21 protein-coding genes are annotated in these 25,167 nt (G+C 38.2%); 10 read left to right on the forward strand and 11 right to left on the reverse strand.

From position 1 onward, the window contains the following. The first annotated feature begins 13 nt into the window (after window positions 1-13). The 4 genes from RM541_RS09895 to RM541_RS09910 all read left to right on the forward strand — a co-directional run bounded on the left by RM541_RS09895 (window position 14) and on the right by RM541_RS09910 (window position 8,207). Window positions 14-2,821, forward strand: coding sequence for a gluzincin family metallopeptidase (locus tag RM541_RS09895; RefSeq protein WP_311500006.1), 2,808 nt, complete (start codon window positions 14-16; stop codon window positions 2,819-2,821). Window positions 2,822-3,002: 181 nt separating this feature from the next. After that, window positions 3,003-5,405: an alpha-ketoacid dehydrogenase subunit alpha/beta gene (locus RM541_RS09900; RefSeq protein WP_311500007.1), complete on the forward strand. Its 2,403-nt coding sequence runs from the start codon at window positions 3,003-3,005 to the stop codon at window positions 5,403-5,405. Between the two features lie 519 nt (window positions 5,406-5,924). Then, window positions 5,925-7,079, forward strand: a complete 1,155-nt coding sequence (locus tag RM541_RS09905; protein WP_311500008.1) for a porin — start codon at window positions 5,925-5,927, stop codon at window positions 7,077-7,079. A 240-nt stretch (window positions 7,080-7,319) separates the two neighbouring features. Continuing rightward, entirely contained in the window at window positions 7,320-8,207 is an 888-nt protein-coding gene (locus tag RM541_RS09910) for an alpha/beta fold hydrolase (protein ID WP_311500009.1), read from the forward strand. Window positions 8,208-8,382: 175 nt separating this feature from the next. Here RM541_RS09910 and RM541_RS09915 read toward each other — a convergent pair whose 3' ends face one another. Genes RM541_RS09915 through RM541_RS09925 form a run of 3 tightly spaced genes read right to left on the reverse strand, consistent with a single transcriptional unit; the run spans window position 8,383 to window position 11,238 of the window. Next, on the reverse strand, window positions 8,383-9,888 hold the full coding sequence (locus RM541_RS09915; protein WP_311500010.1) for a PH domain-containing protein: 1,506 nt from the start codon (window positions 9,886-9,888) through the stop codon (window positions 8,383-8,385). Further along, the gene (locus RM541_RS09920) at window positions 9,869-10,411 is read right to left on the reverse strand and encodes a PH domain-containing protein (protein WP_311500011.1); all 543 of its coding nucleotides are present in this window, start codon (window positions 10,409-10,411) and stop codon (window positions 9,869-9,871) included. The genes RM541_RS09915 and RM541_RS09920 overlap by 20 nt, the downstream gene beginning before the upstream one ends. After that, entirely contained in the window at window positions 10,399-11,238 is an 840-nt protein-coding gene (locus tag RM541_RS09925) for a 1,4-dihydroxy-2-naphthoyl-CoA synthase (protein ID WP_311500012.1), read from the reverse strand. The genes RM541_RS09920 and RM541_RS09925 overlap by 13 nt, the downstream gene beginning before the upstream one ends. 387 nt (window positions 11,239-11,625) lie before the next feature. On the opposite strand from RM541_RS09925, the gene RM541_RS09930 reads away from it, so the two are divergent. Then, the gene (locus RM541_RS09930; protein ID WP_311500013.1) at window positions 11,626-12,087 is read left to right on the forward strand and encodes a hypothetical protein; all 462 of its coding nucleotides are present in this window, start codon (window positions 11,626-11,628) and stop codon (window positions 12,085-12,087) included. Here RM541_RS09930 and RM541_RS09935 read toward each other — a convergent pair. Further along, window positions 12,084-12,926: a CvfB family protein gene (locus RM541_RS09935; protein WP_311500014.1), complete on the reverse strand. Its 843-nt coding sequence runs from the start codon at window positions 12,924-12,926 to the stop codon at window positions 12,084-12,086. The two genes, RM541_RS09930 and RM541_RS09935, sit on opposite strands and share 4 nt — an antisense overlap. Before the next feature lie 181 nt (window positions 12,927-13,107). On the opposite strand from RM541_RS09935, the gene RM541_RS09940 reads away from it, so the two are divergent. The 3 genes from RM541_RS09940 (at window position 13,108) to RM541_RS09950 (ending at window position 17,335) form a co-directional block, all read left to right on the forward strand. After that, entirely contained in the window at window positions 13,108-14,067 is a 960-nt protein-coding gene (locus RM541_RS09940; protein WP_311500015.1) for a VOC family protein, read from the forward strand. Beyond that, entirely contained in the window at window positions 14,067-14,678 is a 612-nt protein-coding gene (locus RM541_RS09945; protein WP_311500016.1) for an alpha/beta hydrolase, read from the forward strand. Before RM541_RS09940 ends, RM541_RS09945 begins: the two co-directional genes overlap by 1 nt. A gap of 566 nt (window positions 14,679-15,244) precedes the next feature. Next, window positions 15,245-17,335 (forward strand): M3 family metallopeptidase, encoded by a 2,091-nt coding sequence (locus RM541_RS09950; RefSeq protein WP_311500051.1) that lies wholly within the window; start codon window positions 15,245-15,247, stop codon window positions 17,333-17,335. A 174-nt stretch (window positions 17,336-17,509) separates the two neighbouring features. On the opposite strand, the gene RM541_RS09955 is transcribed toward RM541_RS09950, so the two are convergent. Next, complete coding sequence (locus RM541_RS09955) at window positions 17,510-18,112, reverse strand: hypothetical protein (protein ID WP_311500017.1); 603 nt, start codon at window positions 18,110-18,112, stop codon at window positions 17,510-17,512. Window positions 18,113-18,263: 151 nt separating this feature from the next. Here RM541_RS09955 and RM541_RS09960 point away from each other — a divergent pair, with 151 nt between their 5' ends. Beyond that, window positions 18,264-18,839, forward strand: coding sequence for a pseudouridine synthase (locus tag RM541_RS09960; RefSeq protein WP_311500018.1), 576 nt, complete (start codon window positions 18,264-18,266; stop codon window positions 18,837-18,839). Window positions 18,840-18,938: 99 nt separating this feature from the next. On the opposite strand, the gene RM541_RS09965 is transcribed toward RM541_RS09960, so the two are convergent. Genes RM541_RS09965 through RM541_RS09980 form a run of 4 tightly spaced genes read right to left on the reverse strand, consistent with a single transcriptional unit; the run spans window position 18,939 to window position 21,048 of the window. Next, window positions 18,939-19,550, reverse strand: coding sequence for a GFO_1091 family lipoprotein (locus tag RM541_RS09965; RefSeq protein WP_311500019.1), 612 nt, complete (start codon window positions 19,548-19,550; stop codon window positions 18,939-18,941). 10 nt (window positions 19,551-19,560) lie between these two features. Beyond that, window positions 19,561-20,088 carry a DUF4252 domain-containing protein gene (locus RM541_RS09970; RefSeq protein ID WP_311500020.1) on the reverse strand — a complete coding sequence of 176 codons (528 nt, stop codon included), beginning with the start codon at window positions 20,086-20,088 and terminating at the stop codon, window positions 19,561-19,563. Between the two features lie 5 nt (window positions 20,089-20,093). After that, window positions 20,094-20,552 (reverse strand): PG0215 family putative anti-sigma factor, encoded by a 459-nt coding sequence (locus RM541_RS09975; RefSeq protein ID WP_311500021.1) that lies wholly within the window; start codon window positions 20,550-20,552, stop codon window positions 20,094-20,096. Further along, on the reverse strand, window positions 20,533-21,048 hold the full coding sequence (locus RM541_RS09980; protein ID WP_311500022.1) for an RNA polymerase sigma factor: 516 nt from the start codon (window positions 21,046-21,048) through the stop codon (window positions 20,533-20,535). The genes RM541_RS09975 and RM541_RS09980 overlap by 20 nt, the downstream gene beginning before the upstream one ends. 129 nt (window positions 21,049-21,177) lie before the next feature. Here RM541_RS09980 and RM541_RS09985 point away from each other — a divergent pair, with 129 nt between their 5' ends. After that, window positions 21,178-22,641 (forward strand): GFO_1087 family putative carboxy terminal peptidase, encoded by a 1,464-nt coding sequence (locus tag RM541_RS09985; RefSeq protein ID WP_311500023.1) that lies wholly within the window; start codon window positions 21,178-21,180, stop codon window positions 22,639-22,641. A 146-nt stretch (window positions 22,642-22,787) separates the two neighbouring features. On the opposite strand, the gene RM541_RS09990 is transcribed toward RM541_RS09985, so the two are convergent. Then, on the reverse strand, window positions 22,788-23,831 hold the full coding sequence (locus tag RM541_RS09990; protein ID WP_311500024.1) for a YncE family protein: 1,044 nt from the start codon (window positions 23,829-23,831) through the stop codon (window positions 22,788-22,790). Between the two features lie 252 nt (window positions 23,832-24,083). Then, a complete protein-coding gene (locus tag RM541_RS09995; protein ID WP_311500025.1) occupies window positions 24,084-25,166 on the reverse strand; it encodes a YncE family protein in 1,083 nt (360 codons plus the stop codon). Between the last annotated feature and the right edge of the window lies 1 nt (window position 25,167).

Here is a 25,167-nt window from a genome sequence, read left to right on the forward strand (position 1 = left end):
TTTTTATAATCCTTTGAAGCACTTTTTCTTCTTAATTCTCCTTCTTGCCCTAACTTCAGTAAGCTTTGGACAACATTCTATTTCAATTGAAGCTAAACTGGATGAAAAGGTAGATTCCATATATATTCAACAGGTAATTGAATATGAAAATCAAAGCGATGAGCCTCTTGCTCAAATCTACCTGAATGACTGGATAAATGCCTTCAGCAGTAAAAGCAGTTACCTGGGAAAAAGATTTTCAGAAGAATTTGTAAGGAGATTTCATTTTGCCGGGGAAGAAGAACGTGGCGGAACAGAAATTTATTCCCTTACCAATAACGGTACTCCTTTAAATTGGGAGAGACTTGCAGGACGTGTGGATATTATTAAAATCTTCCTTTCCAAACCTCTTCCCCCAGGAGAAAAACAGACAATTAATCTAGATTACTCGATTAAAGTCCCTCAGGACAAGTTTACCCGTTATGGCAAAGACAGTGAAGGAAATTATAAACTCAGATACTGGTACATTACACCTGCTGTCCATGATGGCAGCTGGAAAATTTATAGTCATCAAAATCTGGATCTGGAGTATACTCCACCAGTAGATATTGAATTATTGCTGAATATTCCCACAAATTATTATGCCGCCTCAGCACTCAATATGCTCGAGATCCATAATAAAGATGAAAGGAAGACAGTGAGATTTATAGGCGAGGACAGGATTGAGTCTAAGCTTTATCTAACCCAAACTTATATCTTTGAGAATATATATGCCCATTCACATGAAATAATTACAAATCTTAAGGATGACAATCTTCAGACTGAAATAAAGGAAATTATTCTTGACCGAATTTTAAAATTCCTAGATGAACGATTGGGAGAATATCCTCACAACCACATTTTTGTAACTCAGGAAGATTACCTTAATAGCCCAATATACGGGTTAAACCAATTACCTGGTTTCATTAGACCTTTTCCTGATGGTTTTCAATACGATATTAAGCAATTCAAGACTATAACCAATAATTATTTAAAAAACACACTTTTATTTGATCCACGTAAAGACCAATGGATTAATGATGCCATCCTCGTTTCACTTATGATGGATTATGTCGATAACTACTATCCAAAAATGAAGCTTATCGGTAATTTAAGTGATATTATTGGAATACGTTGGTTTCATGCTGCCGATTTAGAATTTAATGATCAGTATCAATTAATGTACATGAATGCGGCCAGATTAAATTTTGACCAGCCACTGGCTACACGCCAGGACTCGTTAGTCAAATTCAATAAAAATATAGCTAATGCCTATAAGGCTGGAGTTGGTCTGCGGTACCTGGAAGATTATCTGAGTTCAAATGCTGTAAAAGAATCTATTTCCCAATTCTATAACAATTATAAACTTCAGCCTACCTCGCAGGAAAAGTTCAGGCAAATTTTAAAAACCAATGCTTCAAAAGATATTTCCTGGTTTTTTGAAGATTATGTTCAGACCAACGGAAAAATAGATTTCTCAATTAAAAAGGTTAAAAAACAGGATGACTCTCTGGTCGTTACCGTCAGGAACCGGCGGGAGAACAACATGCCTGTTTCTGTATATGGAATAAACGACGGTAAAGTAGTCTCCAAAACGTGGGTTGAGGAAATTGATAAATTAAAGGAAGTGACAATACCCCGAAAGGATGTTGAGCGTGTGGCTGTAAATTATGAGCAGAAAATTCCAGAGATCAATCAGCGTAATAACTACAAAGCGGTTACTACAATTTTCGATAAGCCTCTACAGTTCCGATTGCTTCAGGATGTAGAAGACCCAAAGTATAGTCAGTTGTTTTTCATGCCGGAGTTCGATTACAATCTCTATGACGGAATTTCTATTGGCCCTAAGCTTTATAATGAAACATTTTTAAATAAAAATTTCAATTTTAAGATATCACCAAAATATGGTTTTAACAGTGAGACAATTGTGGGATCTGCTTCATTTTCTTATACGCACCAGTATGAAAATGCAGAACTTTTTGCTGTAAGATATGGTTTTAGCGGCACACGCTTTTCATATGGATATGATCTTTTTTACGAGAAGTTTTCTCCTTTCCTCACCTTTTCCTATCGTAATAAATATCTCCGTAGCAACGAGAGACAATTTCTTATGATTAGAAATATCAATGTAAAAAGAGACGTTGACCTGGATAACCCCGTTGAGCAGCCTGACTACAATGTGTTCAATGTAAATTACACCTATAGCAACCCTAATGTTGTAAATTATTACAGGGGGTCTTTTGACTACCAGCTCGCCGAAAAATTCAGTAAAATCTCTCTTAGTCTTGAGTACCGTAAGCTGTTTAAAAACAACCGACAAGTTAATCTCAGGCTTTTTGCAGGAACATTTCTTTATAATGATAGCCGCGATCACGACTATTTTAGTTTTGCTTTAGATCGCCCTACAGATTATCTCTTTGACTATAATTACTATGGAAGAAGCCAGGGGACGGGTCTTTTTAGCCAGCAAATTATTCCAGCTGAAGGTGGTTTTAAATCCCAGTTACAGCCGGAATTCGCAAATCAGTGGATCACAACTTTTAATGCAAGTACCAATATCTGGAAATGGGTTTACGTGTATGGAGACCTCGGAATGATAAAAAACCAATACGAAACTCCGGCATTTCTTTATGATACAGGAGTAAGAGTAAGTCTGGTAGCTGATTATTTTGAATTGTTTTTTCCTGTATATTCCAATTTAGGCTGGGAAATAGCACAACCTTCCTACGATCAAAAGATCCGATTTATTGTTTCCCTGGATATCAATACACTTCTAGGCTTATTTACGAGAAGATGGTATTAGATCCATTTTAACCTTTACCCCATTTCATAATTCTCAGGCTCAGGGCTCTTAATTTCGTGTTAATTTATCTAAATGTAAAATTTAGTTACTTTGAATAAGAAATACTCAATAGAATTGAAAATTAATGAATTGTTTACAGTCATACTTTTCATTATATTTGTGAGGATCCAAAAATAAGTTCATGCATAGCGAAATTAAAACAAAAGATTCCATTTCATTCGAAGATTTTAAGGCTCAGGTTCTGGAAGATTATAAAATTGCTGCTACCAGTCGGGAATGTAGTATCCTGGGCAGACGGGAAGTGCTCACGGGAAAAGCAAAATTTGGAATTTTTGGAGATGGAAAAGAATTACCACAGTTGGCTATGGCCAAAGCTTTTAAAAATGGTGATTTTAGATCGGGATATTACCGCGATCAAACTTTCATGATGGCTATAAATGAACTTTCAATTCAGGAGTTCTTTGCCGGTTTATACGCCGATACCGATATCGAAAACGAACCGATGTCTGCTGGCCGGCAAATGGGAGGACATTTTACCACACACAGCTTAAACAAAGATGGTAGCTGGAAAAATTTAATTCAGCAAAAAAATTCCAGTGCAGATATTTCCCCTACGGCGGGACAAATGCCAAGATTATTGGGTCTTGCTCAGGCCTCTAAAATCTATAGAAATGTTGAAGGTATCCCATCTGAAAAGTTTTCAGATAATGGAAATGAAGTAGCCTGGGGAACAATAGGTAACGCCAGCACCAGTGAAGGCCATTTCTGGGAAACGATAAATGCTGCCGGGGTTTTACAGGTGCCCATGGTAATGAGTGTATGGGATGATGAGTACGGAATTTCTGTTCATGCCCGCCACCAGACAACAAAGGAAAGTATTTCTGCAATTTTAAAAGGTTTCCAGCGGGATGAGGAAAACGACGGTTATGAAATAATGGTTGTAAAAGGCTGGGACTATGTTGCTTTGGTTGAAGCATATGAAAAAGCTTCGAAGATTGCCAGAACTGAACATTGCCCGGTTTTAATTCATGTAATAGAACTTACACAGCCCCAGGGCCATTCCACTTCGGGTTCTCACGAACGTTATAAAAATGAAGACCGACTTAATTGGGAAAAGGAATATGATTGTAATACAAAGTTTAGGGAGTGGATTATAGACAATCAGTTTTCTACCAAAGAAGAACTGGATGAAATTGACAAAAGAATTAAACGGAAAGTTAGAGAAGGAAAGAGAGAAGCCTGGGTGAATGCACTCGCTCCCGTTCGTAAAGATCATAAAGAACTTGTAAAGCTTCTGTCAAAAGTCGCACAAAATAGTCCTAATAAAAAGGTTATATCAGAAATTAAAGATAAACTGGCGGCTAACAGAGAGTCTATTAAAAAGGATATTATGTCTGCTGCCAGGAGGGTACTTCGATCTGTTATTGGAGAAGAAACACCCGAAAAGCAGGAATTAATAGATTGGATCCAGAAATTTGCGCTGCAAAGTGAAGAAGAATACAATAGTTATCTTTATGAAGAAAATGATTCCAGGAACCAACTCATTGAACCAGAGTACGAGCCAGGTGCGGTAGAAGTTGACGCCAGGGTAATCTTAAGAGATAATTTTGATGCTATCTTTGGTTCCCGTCCCGAGACTTTAATTTTTGGGGAAGATGCAGGAGAAATAGGAGATGTCAACCAGGGGCTGGAAGGCCTGCAGGCAAAATACGGAAAAATGCGTGTTGCAGATGTTGGAATACGTGAAGCAACTATTTTAGGACAGGGTATTGGAATGGCCTTAAGGGGTCTGCGACCAATTGCTGAAATTCAATATTTGGATTACGTAATGTATGCACTTCAGACAATGAGTGATGACCTCTCTACGCTTCTTTACAGAACAAAAGGAAAACAAAGAGCTCCACTTATTGTAAGAACAAGAGGCCACCGGTTGGAAGGCATATGGCATAGTGGCTCACAATTGGGTGGTTTAGTACATTTGCTTCGCGGGATGTACATCCTGGTGCCGCGCAACATGACAAAAGCAGCTGGTTTTTATAATACTTTATTAGATATAGACACACCGGCACTGGTCATAGAGTGCCTTAATGGCTATCGTCTTAAAGAAAAATTACCAAGCAATCTGGGAAAATTAAAAACACCTATTGGTGTAACCGAAACGGTTAGAAAAGGGAAAGATCTCACCGTTGTCTCTTATGGGTCCACACTTAGGATAGTTGAACAAACTGCCCAGGAACTGGAAGAAATAGGGATTGATATAGAAATAATAGACGCCCAGTCACTTCTTCCTTTTGATCTAGATCATGATATTGTAAAAAGTATAGAAAAAACAAATAGATTGTTAGTTATAGATGAAGATGTACCAGGCGGCGCTTCAGCATATATTTTACAGAAAGTTTTGGAAGAGCAGGATGCTTACCGTTACCTGGACAGCAAACCGCAAACACTTACAGCTAAGGAACATCGTCCCGCTTATGCCACAGATGGTGATTATTTTTCTAAACCATCTTCTGATGATATTTTCGAAAAAGTTTATGGAATAATGCATGAAGCAAATCCTGATCAATTTCCGAAATTGAGATAACTATTAAAATATCCAATTTTCAAAAGCCACGAACACTCATAAAATTAGATGTTCGTGGCTTTTTCAATTTTAATAACGTAATGGTCTATTTTGCACTCCGTCTGAAGGAACCTAGTTGCAAAGTTTACTGTTTTACATTCCATACAATTTCAGGAGATCGAAAATTGCCATTTTTTAATAGCCCCCATTTTCATATTGAACATCTATACCTATAGGTTTAAAAAATTGTCCTTTTCTCCTAAGTAATAATGTAAAAATCAAATTTTAAAGGGCTGGAGAAGAGAATTCGCGTAAATTAATCTCGCCGATTACTTCTTCAGGTTTTATAAGGCATTTACATAATCTTTTAGAAGAAAAATAGTTAACTTGAAGTATCTAAGCCGTTGAGACCCTTTTCTACTTCTGAAACTCTTCTTAACCTTATTATCAAATTATAAAGAGATATGATCCTGAAATCCTGAAGAAGATTTCTATAGAGATCTGGAAGCGGGGAAAAATAAAAAGACAAAAAGCCCAGCAATGATAAAGTTAATTTTTATATATCTGCTTTTATTCATTCCAGTAGCAGGGTTCTCGCAGATCAACGACAGCAGGGCTCAACCTATTATTCCTCTGGAAAAGGCAGAACTTCTAAAAAACATTACTATCACCTTCGATATGCGCATGGAGTTCCAGGCTTACACCTATAGAGGTGGTGATCAGTATTATAATGGATTACAATTTTCAAATGGTTTTACAGCCTTGGGAATTGCGGGAAAATTACATGAAAAAGTAAATTTCCGGTTCAGAAACCGGTTTAATAAAGATAGCGATGTGCAAACCTTGGACCGGCTGGGCAGTAATATTGAATTGGCTTTTATAGATGTTGAAATCAGTCCGAACTTTGATCTAATTCTTGGAAAAACCTATGCATTTTACGGCGGTTATGAATATGAATTCAGTGCCATGAATGTTCTGGAATATAATGATATTCAAAGCAATGCCCTGGCTTTTGTTACAGGGGCAGGAATAACCTACCAGCCATTTGAAAATCACAAATTCGGATTCCAGACTCTAAACTCTCGCACCATGCATTATGAGGATCTTTATGGTGATGTAGTTGCAGAAAATATTCAGGAACCTGATTGGCCGGTAGCCGTTGTTGGGAATTGGCGTGGAAGCTTTTTTGATGGAAAAATCCAGACCATTTACAGCCTGAGTTATTCCAACCAGGTAAAAAAAAGAGGCACCTACTTTTTCACTTTAGGTCATAAGTATCAAAATTCGAATCTGACGCTGATGTACGACTTCAACTATAGTTTTGAACAAGTTGATACCAAAGGTATAATGACAAATATCCTTGGAAACGATCAGGTAGCGGAAGACGTGCTTTATATTGAGAACTGGTTGCGGGCAGAATACCGCTTCAGTCCAAAAATTAAAGGTCTGCTAACACTCATGACCAGTAATGCTTATGATGATGTGGAGAACGAAAATATTCGGATGAGAACGAGTTATGGATGGGTTCCTACGATTTACTACAGTCCCTTTAAGAACATTGATCTACGGTTTTTCCTGGCTTATATAGGTCGGTATTATGATTATACAGATTATCCAATAGAAAATTTTGGTACCTCTAATTATAATCGGAACGAAGTACGAGTCGGCTTAATTGCTCCTCTCTTGTTATTATAAGGTAAGTACACTTAGAATTATCCAGAGGATTAGATGCGGAACAGATAGCAGAGGAAATGTTTGTACAACCATACTTTACACTGTTAAAAAATCGCTGACATCTATTTTTAAAAATGAGGTTTAACATTAACCTATAATTATAATTTGCTATTTGAATTCCGCTACTAAGAATCGTAATTTTAAATGGAGGTCAAAATTTATCCACATCTTAAAGTACAAGAGTAAAAATTAAAACGCACCATGGGTGATAGCAAAAGGAATAAAATTGAAGAGGTTATCCATAAACACGAACAGTCCGGGAAATATTTTGAAGTAAACGGACACAAAACCTTTGCTCTGGATTACGGAGATGGTGAGGCGGTTTTATGCATCCACGGGGTTCCTACTTCCTCTTTTTTATACCGAAAAGTTCTGAGTTCCCTTGCTGATAAAGGTTACAGGGGGATTTCTATAGATCTTCCGGGACTCGGATTGTCTGCTCGTCCTCAAAATTTCGACTATACCTTTCCTAATTTTGCCGATTTTCTTACAAAAGCAATAAAAGCATTGGATATAAAAAAATTTCACCTGGTTGTTCACGATATAGGCGGACCTGTTGGTTTCGCCCTTGCTACCAGGCAATTGGAAAAAATACTGTCCCTTACTATCCTCAACACTTGGGTGGATGTAGTCAACTTCAAAAAACCACTTCCTATGCGCCCCTTTGAAAAGAAAATTTTAGGTGATGCTCAATTAAAGATGATGACCCGTGAAACATGGCCTGTTATGTTCTCAAAATTCGGAGTTGCAGATGCAGATAAAATACCTTCAGAAGAAATAAAGGCTTACGTAGATCTTCTAAAAAGAGAGGACAACGGAAAGGCATTTTTGAAAATAATGAGGCAATTTCCAGACTCACCTAAATTCCGTGATACCTGTTTACAGGCTGTTCAGGGAACGCCCTACCCTATCCAGGCCATCTGGGGAGAAGAAGACCCGGGACTAACTTACCAGCGATATGGTAAAGAAGTCGAAAAAATGGCAGACCTGAAAGAAATGACTCTTGTCCCCTCAAGACATTTCCTGCAGGAGGAAGCATGGGAACAAATCGCAACCAAAATAGATGAATTAGCTAAAACAGCGTATTAAAAGTCTCTATAGAAAAATATCTCATGGAGACTTTCCTGCTCACTATTTATAAAATAAACGATGCTATTAAAATGGCAATTTTCGATCTTAAGCTTTTAAAATTCTCTCCTCTTGCAGCGCAGCGGTCTTTTCTCTTTTTCTTATTTCCTTAAACTCTTCACTTCTTAATTTACATTCACATCCATGCTTTTTCAGAAGTTTGTATTCGGAATAAGCTGTAGTTTAAATAAGTAAGGATGTCCTCATCTACCGCTCTAAAGCTGATGTCGCCTCCTGCAGTGTGAAAACTGACATTTACCAGACCCCTCCTTTTATACCAAAGAGGTCTGTTAATGCTAACCGACTGTAACTTATATATTTCTGTGGTTTGTTCTACTAAATTCCAAACTCCGTAGGATTTCACAAGAAAATCTTCAGAAAAGGTCAATTTTGTGGATTTAAACATTCTGAAGTTGTAAAAAAGCATAGAAAGAATGTAAATAACAGCGAAAATAAGCCACTCCGAAATACTCACCTCTTCAAAAATTAAAGGAATTATATAGCTGATTAATAACGGAATAAGACCAAAATTAACCCTCCTTAAAAAATCAACAATATTGGGTTTAAATACTGCTTTTTCCCCTTCCGCTCGTTTACCATACAAAAAAGATTTTATTCTTTTTGTAGATTCCTCTTCAAGACCGGGAATGCTGATTTTACTCTTGGCATTTTTCTCCCTACTGCCGGCCAGGGTAATTTTTATCTCATAAATATTCAGCCATTTTTGCAGTGGATTGGTAATAATACTCACAATCTGTACCCGTCTTGGCTTCAACGAAACTTTGGTGTTTGTTCTAAGGCCCATTTCCAGGTGTAAACGTTCTGAAGTCTGTACCAATTTCAGATTATAGTATTTAATAAATACTTCGGCTACCGTGATAAAAATACTGAGAAGTAGTATCGAAATAGCCAGGATTGCAAAAATAAAAAAGGATTCTAGTGGAAATGGAATCTTATCTGCTTCTTCCAAAAGAAGTTCTTTTCTTTCAAAAAATAATCGGCTAAATTCATTATATAGTGTGCTTATAAAAGCAATTATCAATCCAAAACCACGAAGAAAATTGGAACTGACTCCTATTTTCAGCAGCCTTCCTACACCTAATTTATAGGTCCATTCCGTATTGTCAACAACGTGATTTGCTGAATCTGTAGCATCAATAGTTCTTTGCTGCTCTTCCTTTTTTGACAGGAGAATAGCCGAAAGTTCTTCTGCATTTTCCTTTTCTATTGCGTGGATCTTTATCTCTTTCTGATCACTTCCCGCCGTATCTATCACGAGGCTGTAAATTCCGATAATTCTTTCCAGAATACCTCTTTCGAAATTTACCTGCTGAATCTTATCAAAAGGAATCGCTATAAAATCTGTAGAAAACACCCCTTTGGTCAGCACCAATTCATCCTTCTCATAATCTATATGAAACTTAAAGTTTTTGTAACTAATATAGCTGTGAACAACAGCCAGGGCTACTACAATTATGGGAATTAATGCATAAAAAACTGAAAATGGAGTGGATTGCTGAATGATAAAATAAAGCACCACCGCCCAGAACATGCGGAAAATTTTATACAGCGTTCCCGCAAAAATGATTAATATCCCGGTCACCGACTGGCGTTGCGGACTACTAAATGGTTGCATCTCCATCTTCTGAAATCTTAATTACCAGCGCCTCCTTTAAAGTTTGTGCCAGTTCTGGTTCCAGGCCGGAAATTCTGATATCACTACCACTTCCCCCTGCGGTAAAAATGCTAAGTGTGGCTATTCCCAACATTTTGTCCAGCACTCCTCTGGAAATGGAAACATGCTGAATACGGTTAAATGAAATTATAGTTGTTTTCGTAATAAGAAAACCCCGCCTGTAAATAATATCCCTTTCCCTAAGTGCATAGCCATAAATCTTCTGCATTTTCCAGATATTGAAATAAAGAAGAGCGAAAAGTAGTAAAGCAACAGCAGCAATGATGTCAAACGGCAAATTTTCTTCAGCATAAAGGAAGATATAACCAAAAAAAATAGCGACTGCCACAAACCCTAAACTAATCCGAATCAGGTTCTTTACCAACAGCTTTCCCGAAATTCCGTTAAGATCTACCTCCTGATAGCGAGGTAGCGTATCTATGGCTATACGCTTGTTCTCAAAAGAATTTTCCGGCTCTATGGAAGCCATTTTTTCTCAAAATTTGGTTTGCGTTTTTCCAGAAAAGCATTTCTTCCTTCTTTAGCTTCATCTGTCATATAAGCCAGCCGTGTAGCTTCTCCGGCAAAAACCTGTTGGCCCACCATTCCGTCGTCGGTAAGGTTCATCGCGAATTTCAGCATTTTTATAGAAGTTGGTGATTTTGCCAGGATTTCCTGCGCCCATTCATAGGCTGTATCCTCCAGTTCGTGATGGGGAATAACAGCATTCACCATTCCCATTTCAAAAGCTTCCTGTGCGGAATAATTTCTTCCGAGGAAAAAGATCTCACGGGCCTTCTTTTGCCCGACCATTTTCGCCAGATATGCAGATCCATATCCGCCGTCAAAACTGGTAACATCGGCATCGGTTTGTTTGAAAATTGCATGTTCTTTACTGGCAAGTGTAAGGTCGCAAACCACGTGCAGACTATGCCCGCCACCTACTGCCCAGCCGGGAACAACAGCAATTACAGCCTTTGGCATAAACCGAATAAGACGCTGTACCTCAAGAATATTTAACCTGTGCATACCGTCTTCACCCACATAGCCCTGGTGCCCCCGGGCTTTTTGATCGCCACCGCTACAAAATGAATAAACACCATCCTTTGTTGAAGGCCCTTCAGCAGAAAGCAACACTACCCCAATAGAAGTATCTTCCTGTGCATCATAAAAAGCATCGTAAAGCTCGCTGGTTGTCTTTGGGCGGAAAGCGTTGCGCACATCTGGACGGTTAAAAGCAATTCGTGCCACGCCATCGCTTTTTTTATAGGTTATATCTTCGTATTCTTTAGCTGTTTTCCATTCAAATTTAGCCATCGTTGTCTATTTTGAAGTAAAAATAAAGTTTTAAACCCACATCAGAAAGAAGAAACCATGAAGAGGTTAAGCTTTCTCTATTAATCAAAATTACACAGAAGCTAAAGATCGATAATTGCCATTTTTCAGGCACCTCTTAAAACTACAAATCGAAGCCAAACACTAATTCGCTCAGAATTTAAATCATGCTGATCAGTGGCTGATAATTGCCATTTTTAAGCATCGGCTTAAAAACCTGAAATAACTGTTTATTTAGCATTCTTGGATTCGTGGCCAATACCTCTCAACAGGCAACCGAAGAATCAGGTTTTGCAACTTTTTATCACTATTTTAGCTAATCCTTTTAGTTTAGCATTGTTTTTGATATTTTATTAAAAAAATCAAGTAATGAAATTTCGTTTCCTGTTATTCTTCATTTTTTCCATGAGCATTTATACTTCAAATGCGCAGGAATACTGGGATCCTGAAGATTTCGAAATCGGAAACCGCGAAATTAAGTCCCCACTGCTGGAAGTAGGATTTGTCTGGGTTCAGGAAAAGCAATTTAATTTACCAAGCGGAGAATATTTAAATAAAGATCCTTACGTGAAAAAATCTGTGGATTTAAGAGCTGTACTTGCCCAACAGAAAAATCAAAAACCAAGGACGGTAGAAATTGACCTGAGATTACCTCAAAAAGAGAAAAAAGCAATAGAAATCAGCAGCGGGGAAAATGAGTTCTCCAGGAATCAGAATTTCTCACCAAATCCTTTTTATCCTTACGGGAATAGTTTTGGACGACAGGATTATCTTAGGAATGGCAGTCGTTTTAATCGCCACTACTCTAATTTCCAAAGAATTTATTTCTAATCTTTATCTTCTAATAGATAAATTCCGTCGTCTTTTATTTCTATACGTCGTTGTTTATACAAAGTTCCGGCGGCTCGTTTAAAGCTTTTCTTACTCATTTCCAGAATTCGCATTATTTCCTTTGGGTCAGACTTATCGGTAATAGGTAAATAGCCATTATTACGTTCCAGTTCATCCAGGATAAGCTGCGCATTAGGTTCTATGCTTCGGTAACCGGGGCGCTGCAGGGTGACGTCAATTTTCCCGTCCGGCCGGGTTTTCTTGATAAAACCTTTTAATCTATCCCCTACGTTTATAGGCTGAAAGATATCATCTTTATAAATTAACCCCAGGTGGATCTCATTAACAATTACGTTGTAACCCAGATCGGTTTTATTACTGATAATAAGGTCGACCTCTTCAAAAGGTTCAACCGTCAATTCTGAATTATCTAAAAATGCATGCACTTTGCTGGACGCCACTAAACGGTCAGTTTCAAGATCAAGGTAGCAAAACACCAAATATCGGCTTCCTATAGTCATAGGATAAACCTGCTCCTTAAAAGGAACAAAAAGATGTTTCTCCAGTCCCCAATCTAAAAATGCACCAAAATCAGTAACCTCAACACACTTCAACATGGCAAACTCATCGAGTTTTATAAGCGGATTTAAAGTAGTTGCCACAGGCCGCTCCTCATGATCCAGGTAAACGAATACATTTATTTCATCCTCCAGTTCAAATTGCTCCGGAATGTATTTATTCGGAAGCAAAACCTCATTTCCGTCGTCATCGCGAAGAAATAATCCCGGTTCTGTTTCCCTGTCTATCTTAAGAACGTGGTATTCGCCAATTCTAAGCATATATCTAATTTATTTTGCAAATGTAGGATATTCTTTGAGATATCGTAATTCCTTGAACATGATAAACATTAAATAAAAAATAACATTTGTATGTACAATAATTGTGTAAACATGAGATATCTTTGTGATTGGATTTACAATAGTTTTTTCAAATTCCGGTAACCCTCTTAAACGATATACAATGGCAAATTTACTCACAGGACTGCACCATGTTACTTCTTTTGCATCAAATCCACAGAAAAACGTAGATTTTTATGCGGGAATTCTGGGGCTAAGAATGGTTAAAAAAACCGTAAATTTTGATGCTCCAAATATTTACCACCTCTATTATGGCGATTGGCTTGGGCAACCGGGAACTATACTTACTTTTTTCCCATATAAAGGGATTGGCAAAGGCCGCAAGGGAAATGGCCAGGTAACAATTACCTCCTTCTCTATTCCCGAAAATTCCCTGGAATACTGGATGCGGAGGCTGGATAAATTCAATATTTCGTACCATAAACCTGTTCAGCATTTTAATGCAGAAACTTCAATTTATTTTGAAGATAACGACGGAATGGGAATTGAGCTTGTGGCCAACGACAACGATGATCGACCCGGCTTTTCCTACGGACAAATTCCAGAAGAATATGCTGTAAAAGGTTTTTACGGCGTCACACTTGGGCAGAGCAATTCCGAAGCAACAAAAAAGCTTCTAACTGAAGAAATGGAGCATAAACAAATCCTGGAACGGGATAACAGGATTCGACTTACCACTACAGACAAAGCCGGAAGTTATGTTGATATTGTGACAGACAACACTGCACCCAGAGGTTTGGGAGGCGCAGGAACGGTGCACCATGTGGCTTTTGCCACCCCAAATGACGCCACGCAGCTTGAATTTAGGGAAAGATTAATGAAAAATGGCATTTTGGAACCTACTCCTGTTCTTGACAGGCAGTATTTCCATTCTATTTACTTCCGCGAACCGGGTGGAGTTTTATTCGAAGTGGCAACCAATAATATCGGGTTTACTATAGACGAAACTGAAGAGAACCTTGGTACAGCTTTAAAATTGCCGTCCTGGGAAGAACAAAATCGAAAGGCTATAGAAAACGGACTCGATCCAATTGAAGTTAACATTGAAAAATTCAGAGACTAATGCACGACTATAATATTACAGAAAAAGGCGTTCCTCTTCAGGAAGCTGAACATGCTTTAATCCTGCTCCACGGCAGAGGCGCCAGCGCAGAAGATATTTTGCCACTTGCAAAAGAATTCAGCATCAAAAATTGTTATTTGGCAGCCCCGCAGGCTACGCACAATACCTGGTACCCCACAAGTTTTATGGCTGAAGAAGAAGCAAATGAACCCTGGTTATCTTCAGCGGTAAATGTTGTAAAACGGCTAATAGATGAAACTGCTGAACATATTCCGCTTAACAAAATCTATATTATGGGATTTTCTCAGGGTGCATGTCTTACTTTGGAAGTAGCCACCAGGTATGCCAATGAATACGGAGGAATTGTTGCTTTTACGGGCGGACTTATAGGCAAAGAGCTGAAAACCGAGCGCTATAATGGCAATTTTAAAGACACCAAAGTTTTTATAGGCTCGGGAGATAAAGATCCTCACGTTCCATTATCCAGAATTATGGAATCTAAAGAAATTATGGAGAAAATGGGAGCCTCTGTGCAAATGGAAATTTATCCCGACCGTGCTCATACTATAACTATGGACGAAATTAACAAAGTGAATCAGCTGCTGTTCTGAAGTCTAAACCGAAATTTGCCAATTATCGATCTTCTTTTAATAAATTAAACTTTCTTTCTTCCTACGAGGTTTTAAAAACCTCGTAGGAATTAGTTAATTTGAAATTAGTTTTAAAATTACAAATAGACCTACAAGGTCAATAGAGACCTTGCAGGATCGTGTCCTTCTTTTGAGTACAACCCGAAACTTGCCAATTTTCGACCTGCTATTACTAGAAGCGACCTTTTTCCGAAGAAAAAATGAAGCTTTTTGGGTTATATTTTTGGATTAAATACCAACTATCAGGTTTTAAAAATATATAGGTCTCTCTTCCCCTTCAGAAAAAGTGAAGACAAAATTTGGCAATTATCGAACTCATTTGTGAGAATCAGCTTTTCAGAAAAAAAATCAACCATTTTATAGAGATTTTTCAAGTGTTAAACCAGACAGAGACAAGTTTAAGCACCGGAATTTATTAGAAAATATGGGTGATAGTCTGTATCTTTATTTTTTAAAAAAAACCACACAGAATGAAATTAAAACCCCTAAAATTAATAGGAATTTTTGCCTTTGCCTCATTTACCACAATGACGCAGGCACAGCAAAACGACCAAAATCAAATGGAAAATATACTTCTGCAAGAATGGGACGGACCTTATGAAGGAGTTCCGGATTTTGATAAAATGAAGGTGGATCTTATTCAACCTGCCATAGAAAAAGGTATGGAATTGCACCTCACCGAAATTGACAAAATTGCCAGCAACCCCGAACCTCCAACTTTTGAAAACACGATAATCCCAATGGAAAAAGCCGGGGAAGCACTGGATCGTGCTTTTACCTATTATGGAATTTACAGCAGTAATATTTCCAGTCCGGAATTTAGGGAAGTGCAAAAAGAACTTTCTCCGAAAATTTCAGAATACAGTTCTAAAATTACACAGAATGAGGCGCTTTTTCAGCGTATTAAAAGTGTTTACGAGCAGGCTCAGAAGAATCCGTTGGAACCTCAGCAGCAAAGGACCATTGAGCTTATTTACAAAGACTTTGAAATGAGCGGCGCAAACCTGAGTAAAGAAGACAAGGAGCGATATGCCGAAATTAATAAGGAACTTTCGAAGCTGTACACTCAATTTTCGAACAATGTATTAGCCGAGGAAGAGAATTACGTAGTGTACCTTGATGAAAATCAAATAAACGGATTACCGGAATCTTATGTAAAATCTGCAGCTACGGCCGCAGCTCAGCGTGGGCATGAAGGCGAATATGCCGTTACAAACACCCGCTCTTCCATGGATCCTTTCTTAACTTATTCTGATGAGAGGGAGCTAAGGGAAAAGGTTTGGAGAAATTACTACTCCCGCGGGGACAACCAGGATGAGTTTGATAATAACGAAGTGATTTCCCAAATCCTGAAATTAAGGGATGAACGCGTAGAGCTTATGGGCTACGACAATTATGCGCAATGGAGACTGCAGGACAGGATGGCAAAGAATCCGCAGAACGCCATGGAACTTATGGAGGCAGTGTGGCCGGCGGCACTTGCACGAGTTGAAGAAGAAGTAGCAGATATGCAGGCGATTGCAGATAAAGAAGGAAAAGACATCACCATAAAACCCTGGGATTATAGGTATTATGCTGAAAAAGTCCGTAAAGAAAAATATGACCTGGACAGCGAAGAAGTAAAACAGTATCTGGAGCTTGGAAATCTGACTCAGGCGCTGTTTTTTACTGCCGGAGAGCTGTTCAACTATAATTTCTCACCTGTAGAAGAAGGAACTGTTCCGGTTTTTCATGAAAACGTGAAAGTTTGGGAAGTAACTGATAAAACCACTGGAGATATTGTTGGTTTATGGTACCTCGATCCTTACGCACGGCAGGGAAAACGGTCTGGAGCATGGGCTACGACTTACAGAAGTTCTACCGAGTTAAAAGGAGATAGACCGGTGTTATCTTCAAACAATTCCAATTTTATTAAACCTGCGCCGGGGGAACCTGTTTTAGTTTCCTGGGACGATGCTGAAACTTTTTTCCATGAATTCGGACATGCGCTGCATTTCCTTTCCGCAGATGTAAAATATCCAACTCTGCAGGGTGGCGTAAGGGATTATACAGAGTTTCAATCCCAGTTACTGGAGCGTTGGTTGTCCACAGATAAGGTGATCAATCAATTTCTGAAGCATCATGAAACCGGGGAAGTAATTCCACAGGAACTGGTTCAGAAAATCAAGAAAGCTTCTACTTTTAATCAGGGATTTGCTACTACAGAATTTCTTGCGTCTGCGCTTATGGATATGAAATACCATACTACAGATCCTGGAAAGATCGATCCTAGAGAATTTGAGAAAGAGCAGTTAAAAGAACTTGGAATGCCGGAGCAAATTGTGATGCGGCACCGTTCCCCACATTTTGGCCACGTATTTTCCGGGGAAGGTTATGCCACCGGTTATTACGGTTATTTGTGGGCTGATGTATTAACGTCTGATGCTTCGGAAGCTTTTGCTGAAGCGCCGGGAGGCTTTTACGATAAAGAAGTTGCTCACAAACTGGTGCGTTTCCTATTTGCACCAAGGAATGCCATGGATCCTGCGGAAGCATATAGAAAATTCCGCGGAAGAGATGCTAATATCGATGCGCTGATGAGAGACAGGGGATTTCCTGTGCCTTCAGATTCTAAATAACTTTTGAGTTAATTCACCTGAATAAAAATGTAAAAAATCCCGTTCTGAAATTCAGAGCGGGATTTTTCTTTTGCTTCATCTAAAACTTTGGAAGAAAGACCTTCAGTGCAAAGTCTAAAGAATAATTTTAATTAAAAATTTAATTTAATCGGATTTAATTTAGTCTAAGCTCCTCTAAAAAGCTATTCCAACACCTATATTAAAAAGAATACCTTTTGTAAAAATTTCTGGTATGGATTCGTATTGAATTTCAGAAGAACCATCTTTAAACTTTACTTCTGTACTATACTCTTCTGGGAGATCATTAAAAGCATAGCCGATTTCAGGTCTGAAATAAAATTTATTTCCAAACTTCCCTCCCAACTTTATATTAATCGAATGACTACTTTCATCAAAATATCCTTTTCCTTTTAAATATTCACCTGTTGCTGTAGGGTTTTCTGCTGTGACATTTTCCGCCGTTCCCTTGCCTTTAAGGTAGCCATAACTAAGATTGGTGTAAAGACCTTTTCCCGGGGCTAATAAGTAATAATTAAATCCTGCCTGATAATAAGAAATTGTCCCCTCCCGATCCTCAAACATAGATTCGGTTACCGGAACAATAGATAATTCTACATTGGGAGCTAAGCGTCCATCCAACCACGGGGTGACATATTCTGCATTTACACCAATAATATTAGGTAAGCCTACTTTTAACCCTATACGCATAGGTCGTTCTTGAGAAATTCCGGAAAAACAAGCGGTAAAAGCTACTAAAAATAATAAATAATTTTTCATTTTTGTTTAAGTTAGATTTTCTGTAATTAATTAAGGGTTATTGATTCCTTAGAGATAAGCAACTGTCATAAAACGTAAGATTTACCCTTCGCCACAAAGATAAAAACTTGTATTTCATAGCTTAATCATTTAACAATTCATGTAGAGAAATATGCCTCTCTTTTTCAAATTATATAAACCCTACGGATATTTGAGTCAGTTTATTACCAACGAAAAGCCGCGAAAAAAGAATAAAAAGCTTCTTGGAGAACTCTTTGATTTTCCTGAAGGTACTATGTCTATAGGAAGGCTGGATCAGGACTCTGAAGGTTTGCTGTTACTGACCACAGATGGCAAAGTGAGTGCAGAAGTGACCGGGCAAAAGGTTGAAAAGGAATATTTCGTTCAGGTGGACGGGAAAATCTCCGAAGAAGCTGTCGCGGCGCTTCGTGAAGGAGTGGAAATTAGCATCAACGGAAAAAAATATCAGACGCTGCCTTCAAGAGCAAAAATATTAAGCAAAAAACCTGCATTTCCCGAAAGAGCAAAAAAGATCAGAGGTGAACGTCATGGGCCGACTAGCTGGATTTCGGTCACACTTACAGAAGGCAAATTTCGGCAGGTAAAAAAAATGACCGCAGCGGTAGGTTTTCCTACGCTTCGACTGGTAAGGGTTAGAATCGGGAATGAAAGACTTGGTGATATGCAACCGGGAGAGGTAGTAAAAAAAGACAATTTTCAGCTTTAATTCAGCAAATTCAAAATTCTAATACTTTTAATCTGCTGCTCCAAAAGAAGAAAAGCCGCAAAAAAGCGGCTTTTTAATTGATTTCTTCTGAGTTCAAATTTACTCTACAGCTTCCGTGGTATCTGCCTCCACATTAACGGAATCTACTTCTACTTCTGATGAATCGGCCATGTTATGATCTTGACCAAAGACATCCCCAAGGCCGCCCAGTGCATCCAGGTTTAAGTTGCCTTCTTCCATACTTTTCAACAACTTAAGCAGACTGGCAGGATTCATATCTTCCCCAAGAACCCGGGCTACTCCCATTCCTTTGGAATTGTCGTATCCAAAAACAATAAATTCGTCGATCGCTTCTTCATCTCCCGTGAAGTAGACCTCTGCCCCACGTTCTCCTGATCCATATTTTATTAATAACTGGTAGTCTTCATCTTTTAAAATTTCTTCAAGTTCTGATTTTTCGGTAGTAAATTTTTCATTTCCTTCTTTAATGGGATAAGCAAGAATATTTACCTTCTTAACAGTCTCGAGTGTCACACGTTGGTCTTCGTTTAGAGCCTCGCTATTTGCAAACATACTTACCGGAAGATCAATCGCCAAAAACTCCTTATCACTCTGGTTAGCTACATAATACTCCTGGAGCGTAGGCTCATTATTACACGAAAAGAAGGTGAGAACCACTGCCAGAAAGCTTGTAATTTTTAATATTTTCATGACTATTGGATTAAGATTTCTTGTTTACATTCTTCAATTCTTCGGCACCCGGAACTTTTAGGTCTGATGCTAATTTTGATAGCTGGGAAAGATCAATTTCTCCTGTGATTTTTACAATCATAGACATTGCATCTGCTCCGCCTTGACTTTCCATAAACATAAATAACTCGCTTACAGAAGTATCATTTTTTCCCGGCCTGGAATAGAATTTAATTGTTTTTCCGTCTTCTGTAACTCTCATTAACTGTTCAAGGGATCCTTTTTTAAGATACGCAGTCACGTCGTCGTTCATTTGTGATCTAACGTTACCATCTTTGGTGGTAAACATTTTTATTTCATTTAGATTTTCAATTAATCTAAGGTATTGTTGAGCTTCGGGATCACTGTCACTAAGATCCAGATCTGCCAGCATCTTAAACATTTTGCTGGTCATTACCACGCCATCGACTCCTTTCATTCCGTCGTACTTTTCAAAAGACTGTGCGTTACCACAAACGAAATTTAATGTCGATACTATTAAAAAGATAATTACTTTCATTGTTTTCATTGTTTTAGATTGATAAATTTATTCGCGCTATTAATTTCTTTTAGGTGTACCAGCTCTTCTTTCCCGTCGTTCATGTATTCTGAAACAAGCAAAAGTGTTCGTTTCGCCTGCAGGTAAGCTTCTTCCTGCTCTGCTGTCATTACGATATCATTATTTTCACCGCCTGCATTATAAGAAGGGTTATTCTGATAAACAAAAAGTCCCAGTGCCAGCACAATGGTGGCTGCAATTGCAACCCAGGCATATTTACTTTTTGGTTTTCCCCCAACAGGATTTTTCCCTTGGTAAGTTTCATTTTTGGTCGCCTTGATATAGCCAAAAATTATACGGTAGGGTTCCAGATGCGAAGGAACGGAGTGAGTGCTGAAATATTCGCTCAACTTCTTTTCCTCCACAAGGGAAGTATTCCCCTCCTCATACTGCTCTATTAGTCTTTCAACTTCTCTTAACTCCATAGTCATGTTTCTTCGTTAAACTTTCCCTTATTTTTTTTCTTGCCCTGGATAATGCAACTCTAATTGCTGTACATTCCATTCCAACGATTTCTGAAATTTCTTCAAATTCATATTGCTCTACATCCCTAAGCTGAAATATTATTTGTTGTTGCTCAGGAAGATCTCTTATAATTCTGTCCACCCATGAGAGTTCATCTCTCACTTCCATTTCCTTCTGAAGGGAAATAGAGTTGCTTTCATAATTTTGATGAACAATCCTCAGGTTATTGTTATACTTTAACTTTAACTGGTCCAGGCAATAATTTTTTGTTACCGTCATTGCATAAGCCTCCAAATTGGCATACTCCTTGATCTTTTGTCGACGATCCCATAGTTTCATCATTACTTCCTGGGTGGCATCCTCTGCTGCTTCTTTAGAGATCAGCAGCCTTAATGCCAGCCTGTACATTTTGTCCCTCGTGGGATTAATTTTACTAAGGAAGTCCTGTTGTGTCATTAGCTTTTTGGTCGTTGTAAGAACCCTTACATCATTACGACGAATAGGAATTAGTTTTGTTACAAGAATATTTTGATTTTAAGGGATTGTCCTTACTTTTAAATGGTTTAAATAGATTAATATAAACATATGAAAATAAACAAATTGTTTTTGCTCCTTATTTTTAGTGGAATCCTACTTACTTCCTGTGCTAAGGACGACAACGATGCAATAGATGATTCGGTTACGTTAGATCCTGAAAACCTGGATGTTGAACGTTTCGTTTACAGAGGAATGAATGAATATTATCTTTACAAAAGCGACGTATCAAAATTAGCTAATGATCATTTTGCTCATAGAACAGAGCGTGATGAATTTCTTGCGGGTTTTGCGACACCACAAGATCTTTTTTATGATGGACTGGTTGCACCGCAGGATCGTTTTAGTTATATCACAGATGATTATATAGCTCTGGAAAACAGGTTTAGCGGAATTGCTACCACTACCGGGGTAGATTACAGACTTTACAGGTTTTCTAATTCTGATGATTTATTTGGCCTTGTACGTTACATTATCCCAAATAGTAGTGCAGATGGTCAGGGGATAAAAAGAGGTGATCTTTTTACCCGTGTTAATGGAGAAACAATAACAATAGATAACTACAGCACTTTGTTAGCCAGTGACCAGGTAACTTATCATTTGGCTTCTATTGAGGATAATACTATTACTGAAACTTCTGAAACTGTCACCCTTACCAATGAGGTGCTTACTGAAAACCCCATCCTTATCACAAAAACCCTGGATGTTCAGGGGATGAAAGTTGGATATATAATGTATAATAGTTTTGTAGCCGACTTTGATGATGAACTGAATGCAGCTTTTAGCCAGTTAGAAGCTGAAGGAGCTACGAAATTGATTTTGGACCTTCGTTACAACGGAGGTGGTCGAGTAAGCTCGGCAACCCGGATGGCAAGTATGATTACCGGCCAGTTTAAAGGAGAAATATTTGCCAAGGAAAAGTGGAATGATCAATTACAGAATTTAATACAAACTGCTTATCCTGACCGGCTTTACAACAAATTTACAGATACTATAGATGATGGCGAAAGTATTACAAGCCTGAACCTTACTGATCTATATGTTATTACCTCCTCTTCTTCGGCTTCAGCCAGTGAGTTGATAATAAATGGACTTGATCCTTATATTGAAGTCCAAAAGGTAGGAGACACCACAACTGGAAAATCCCAGGCTTCTGTCACCTTATATGATAGCCCGGACTTTAACAGGGAGAATGCGAATCTGGATCATACTTATGCGATCCAGCCATTGATTTTGGAGTCTGTAAATTCAAAAGATGTTTCTGTACCTTACAATGGAATAATTCCAGACGTTGCTATTGAAGAAAATCTTTGGAACCTTGGCGTTTTAGGAGAAGCTTCAGACCCTCTTCTTTCGGCAACTTTAGATCTTATCACTGGAACCAGAAGGTTTTATCCCGAAAGAAATCACAACTTTAAAGAGTTTAGTGAATCTGGACATAATGAGCTGGATTACCAGAGAATGTATATCGATGAGGTGCCACCTTCTTTAGCAAAACAATTATTTATAGATTAATTAATCAGAATATTACACAAGAAGAGGCTGTCTACAAGCTCCCTTCGTCTAAAGTTTAAGTTATTAACCAGGAACTTTTAAAGGACGAAAATTGGAGTTTTTAGACAGCCTCTTTTATATTTTCAATTTTTTAGCGAAGAAAAGATTTATTCATTAAAATAGAAACCAATCGGGTTTACCCCTACCGGAATTTGCTGTACAAATTCTCCTTCCATAGTATAAACTTCTATAAATCCTTCTGAATTCAAATCTCCTCCATCGGCTATAAAAATCCGATCGTTTTTTACCTCAAAAGCAGACATGGCTCCGTTTACGGAACTGCTCTCGTAACTCAAAATTGCTTCTCCCGGTCCTTCTGTAGTAACTAAAGGTAATGTGTAGACTGAACTTCCTGCAGTAAAATAGACAGTCTCATCTTCAATATCTAAATTGGAAGCACCGGCATGAATGGCCGAAAAAACTGTTTCAGAACGTACTGTGCCCGTAGCTTTATCTATTTTTTGCAAACCACCTGCGGATACTACATAAATTGTATTTCCTAAAATCTCAAAAGAGCTATAACCCTGTTTTGCAGTAATAGTCCTAATAATAGAATCTGAAGTTGGATCAAAAACGCTGATTTTACTTCCTGAATCAGAAACTACGTTTTTGATGTAAAGCAGTCCGGAATCTTCAGTAATATATTCGGCATAATCACCAACAATTATCTTTTTTTCAATTTGAAGGTTTGCAGTATTTATTACAGCGAGAAAATCATCTTCATTTGAATCGGGATCGCCAAGGTTAGTCACGTATGCTTTCCCGTTTTGAACAACACCATACATAGGTGTAGAAAGTGCGCTGCCTATCCTACCTACCAGTTCAAAAGAATACCTGTTCATCACTGTAATCATACTGGTATCCCTGGAAATTATATACGCGTTTTCATCATCAAAAAACATAGACCGGGGAGCAAAACCTACAGTGTCTTCTGTATTTACGGTATTAAAAATTTTCTGCTCTACCTTCTGTAGATTTTCACTAATATAGGTCACTGTTCCCGTAGTGTCCAGACCTTCGTTCAGAACAAAAAATCCATTGACATACTCCCCCTCAGGTTCAATTACAGGAGCAACATCGTCATCACCACTACACGAGAACAACAAAAGCGCACTACAAAAGCTATATAAAAGCAATTTTCCAATCTTCATATTCGGTTAAGTTTTAACAGTAGATATTATATGATTCAGCCGTAAATCCCGGGACCGTATTAACTGCTTTCTCCATGTTCAAAATAAACAAAATTTTACGAGAGAAAATGCAGTTTTTAAACATTCTCTGCAAGTTTTATACTGAAACTTCTGTCGAAGAGTCAGACTTTCAATCATATAAATATTTAGAAACAAGAAGCCCCACGAAATTCGCAGGGCTTATCAATTATTAAAGGGCGATATTTGCCAATTTTAATCGTTGAAGTAAACTCCGTTAGGATTTATACCTACTTCAAATGAATCTATGAAACTACCATCTGAAGCACTATAAAGATAAAGGTCTCCGTCACTTGAAAAATCTGCTTTAGCAGAAGCAGCATAAATAACGCCATCTTCAACTTCTAAACCATATAGAAAAGCCACCTCTGTTAACTCCGCTAAAGCAGTTTCCGGTAATGCAATGGCATCTTCACCGAAGGAATAAACGGTTTTTCCTAATGTATAATATACCATATCATCTTCAAGGTCTAAATTCCCGGGATGGTCTGTACTATTGGTGAATTCCATTTCTGCTACTATCTCATGAGAAGACAAATCTACTTTTACAATTTTCCCCGCTGATTCTGCGTCAGGATCAGGATAAGAACCCATTCCTGCCACAGCAACCCAAAGATATCCATCCTCAATTTCCATTGAACCAGGCCTTACCCCCACTGTAATAGTTTTTGTAACTTCATTTGTTGCAGCATCCAATACAGAAATTTTATCATTGGCAGAATTTCCATGAGCTATATAAAGCATACCGCTTTCTTCAACAATTTCCTCAGGTCCTTTCACTACACTAATGGTCTCGGAAATTATGAAACTTTCGAGGTCAATTACAGCCACATAGTCATCATCGGGATTAGAGGAGTCTCCCCAGTTGGTAACATAGGCATTTCCTTCAGCAAATGCTATGTAACGCGGATTTTGAAGCCCCTCATCAATTGTTGCAACAGATTTAAAGGTACTCCTGTCGACAACTTCAATCTTATTAGACACATTCATTACCACAAAAGCATTATCATCATATAGCCCCATAGTTTGTCCGGTATCGCCAAGAGCTGCACCAGAATTTTCATCTGCAAAGACATCTTTAATTACAGTGCCGGTTTCTTCATCTAAAAAAGAAACGGTACTGTTGCCGGAATTAAAAACTCCTTCATTTAAAATAAATATACCGTTGGAATAATCTCCCTCTGGTACGGAGGATCCATTAATGTCATCATCGCTTTCACAAGATGTTAAAAATGTAATGACTGCTAAAGCCGTAATAAAAATTTTGTTGATCTTCATT

Source organism: Autumnicola psychrophila (assembly GCF_031846645.1).
Lineage (GTDB): Bacteria > Bacteroidota > Bacteroidia > Flavobacteriales > Flavobacteriaceae > Autumnicola > Autumnicola psychrophila.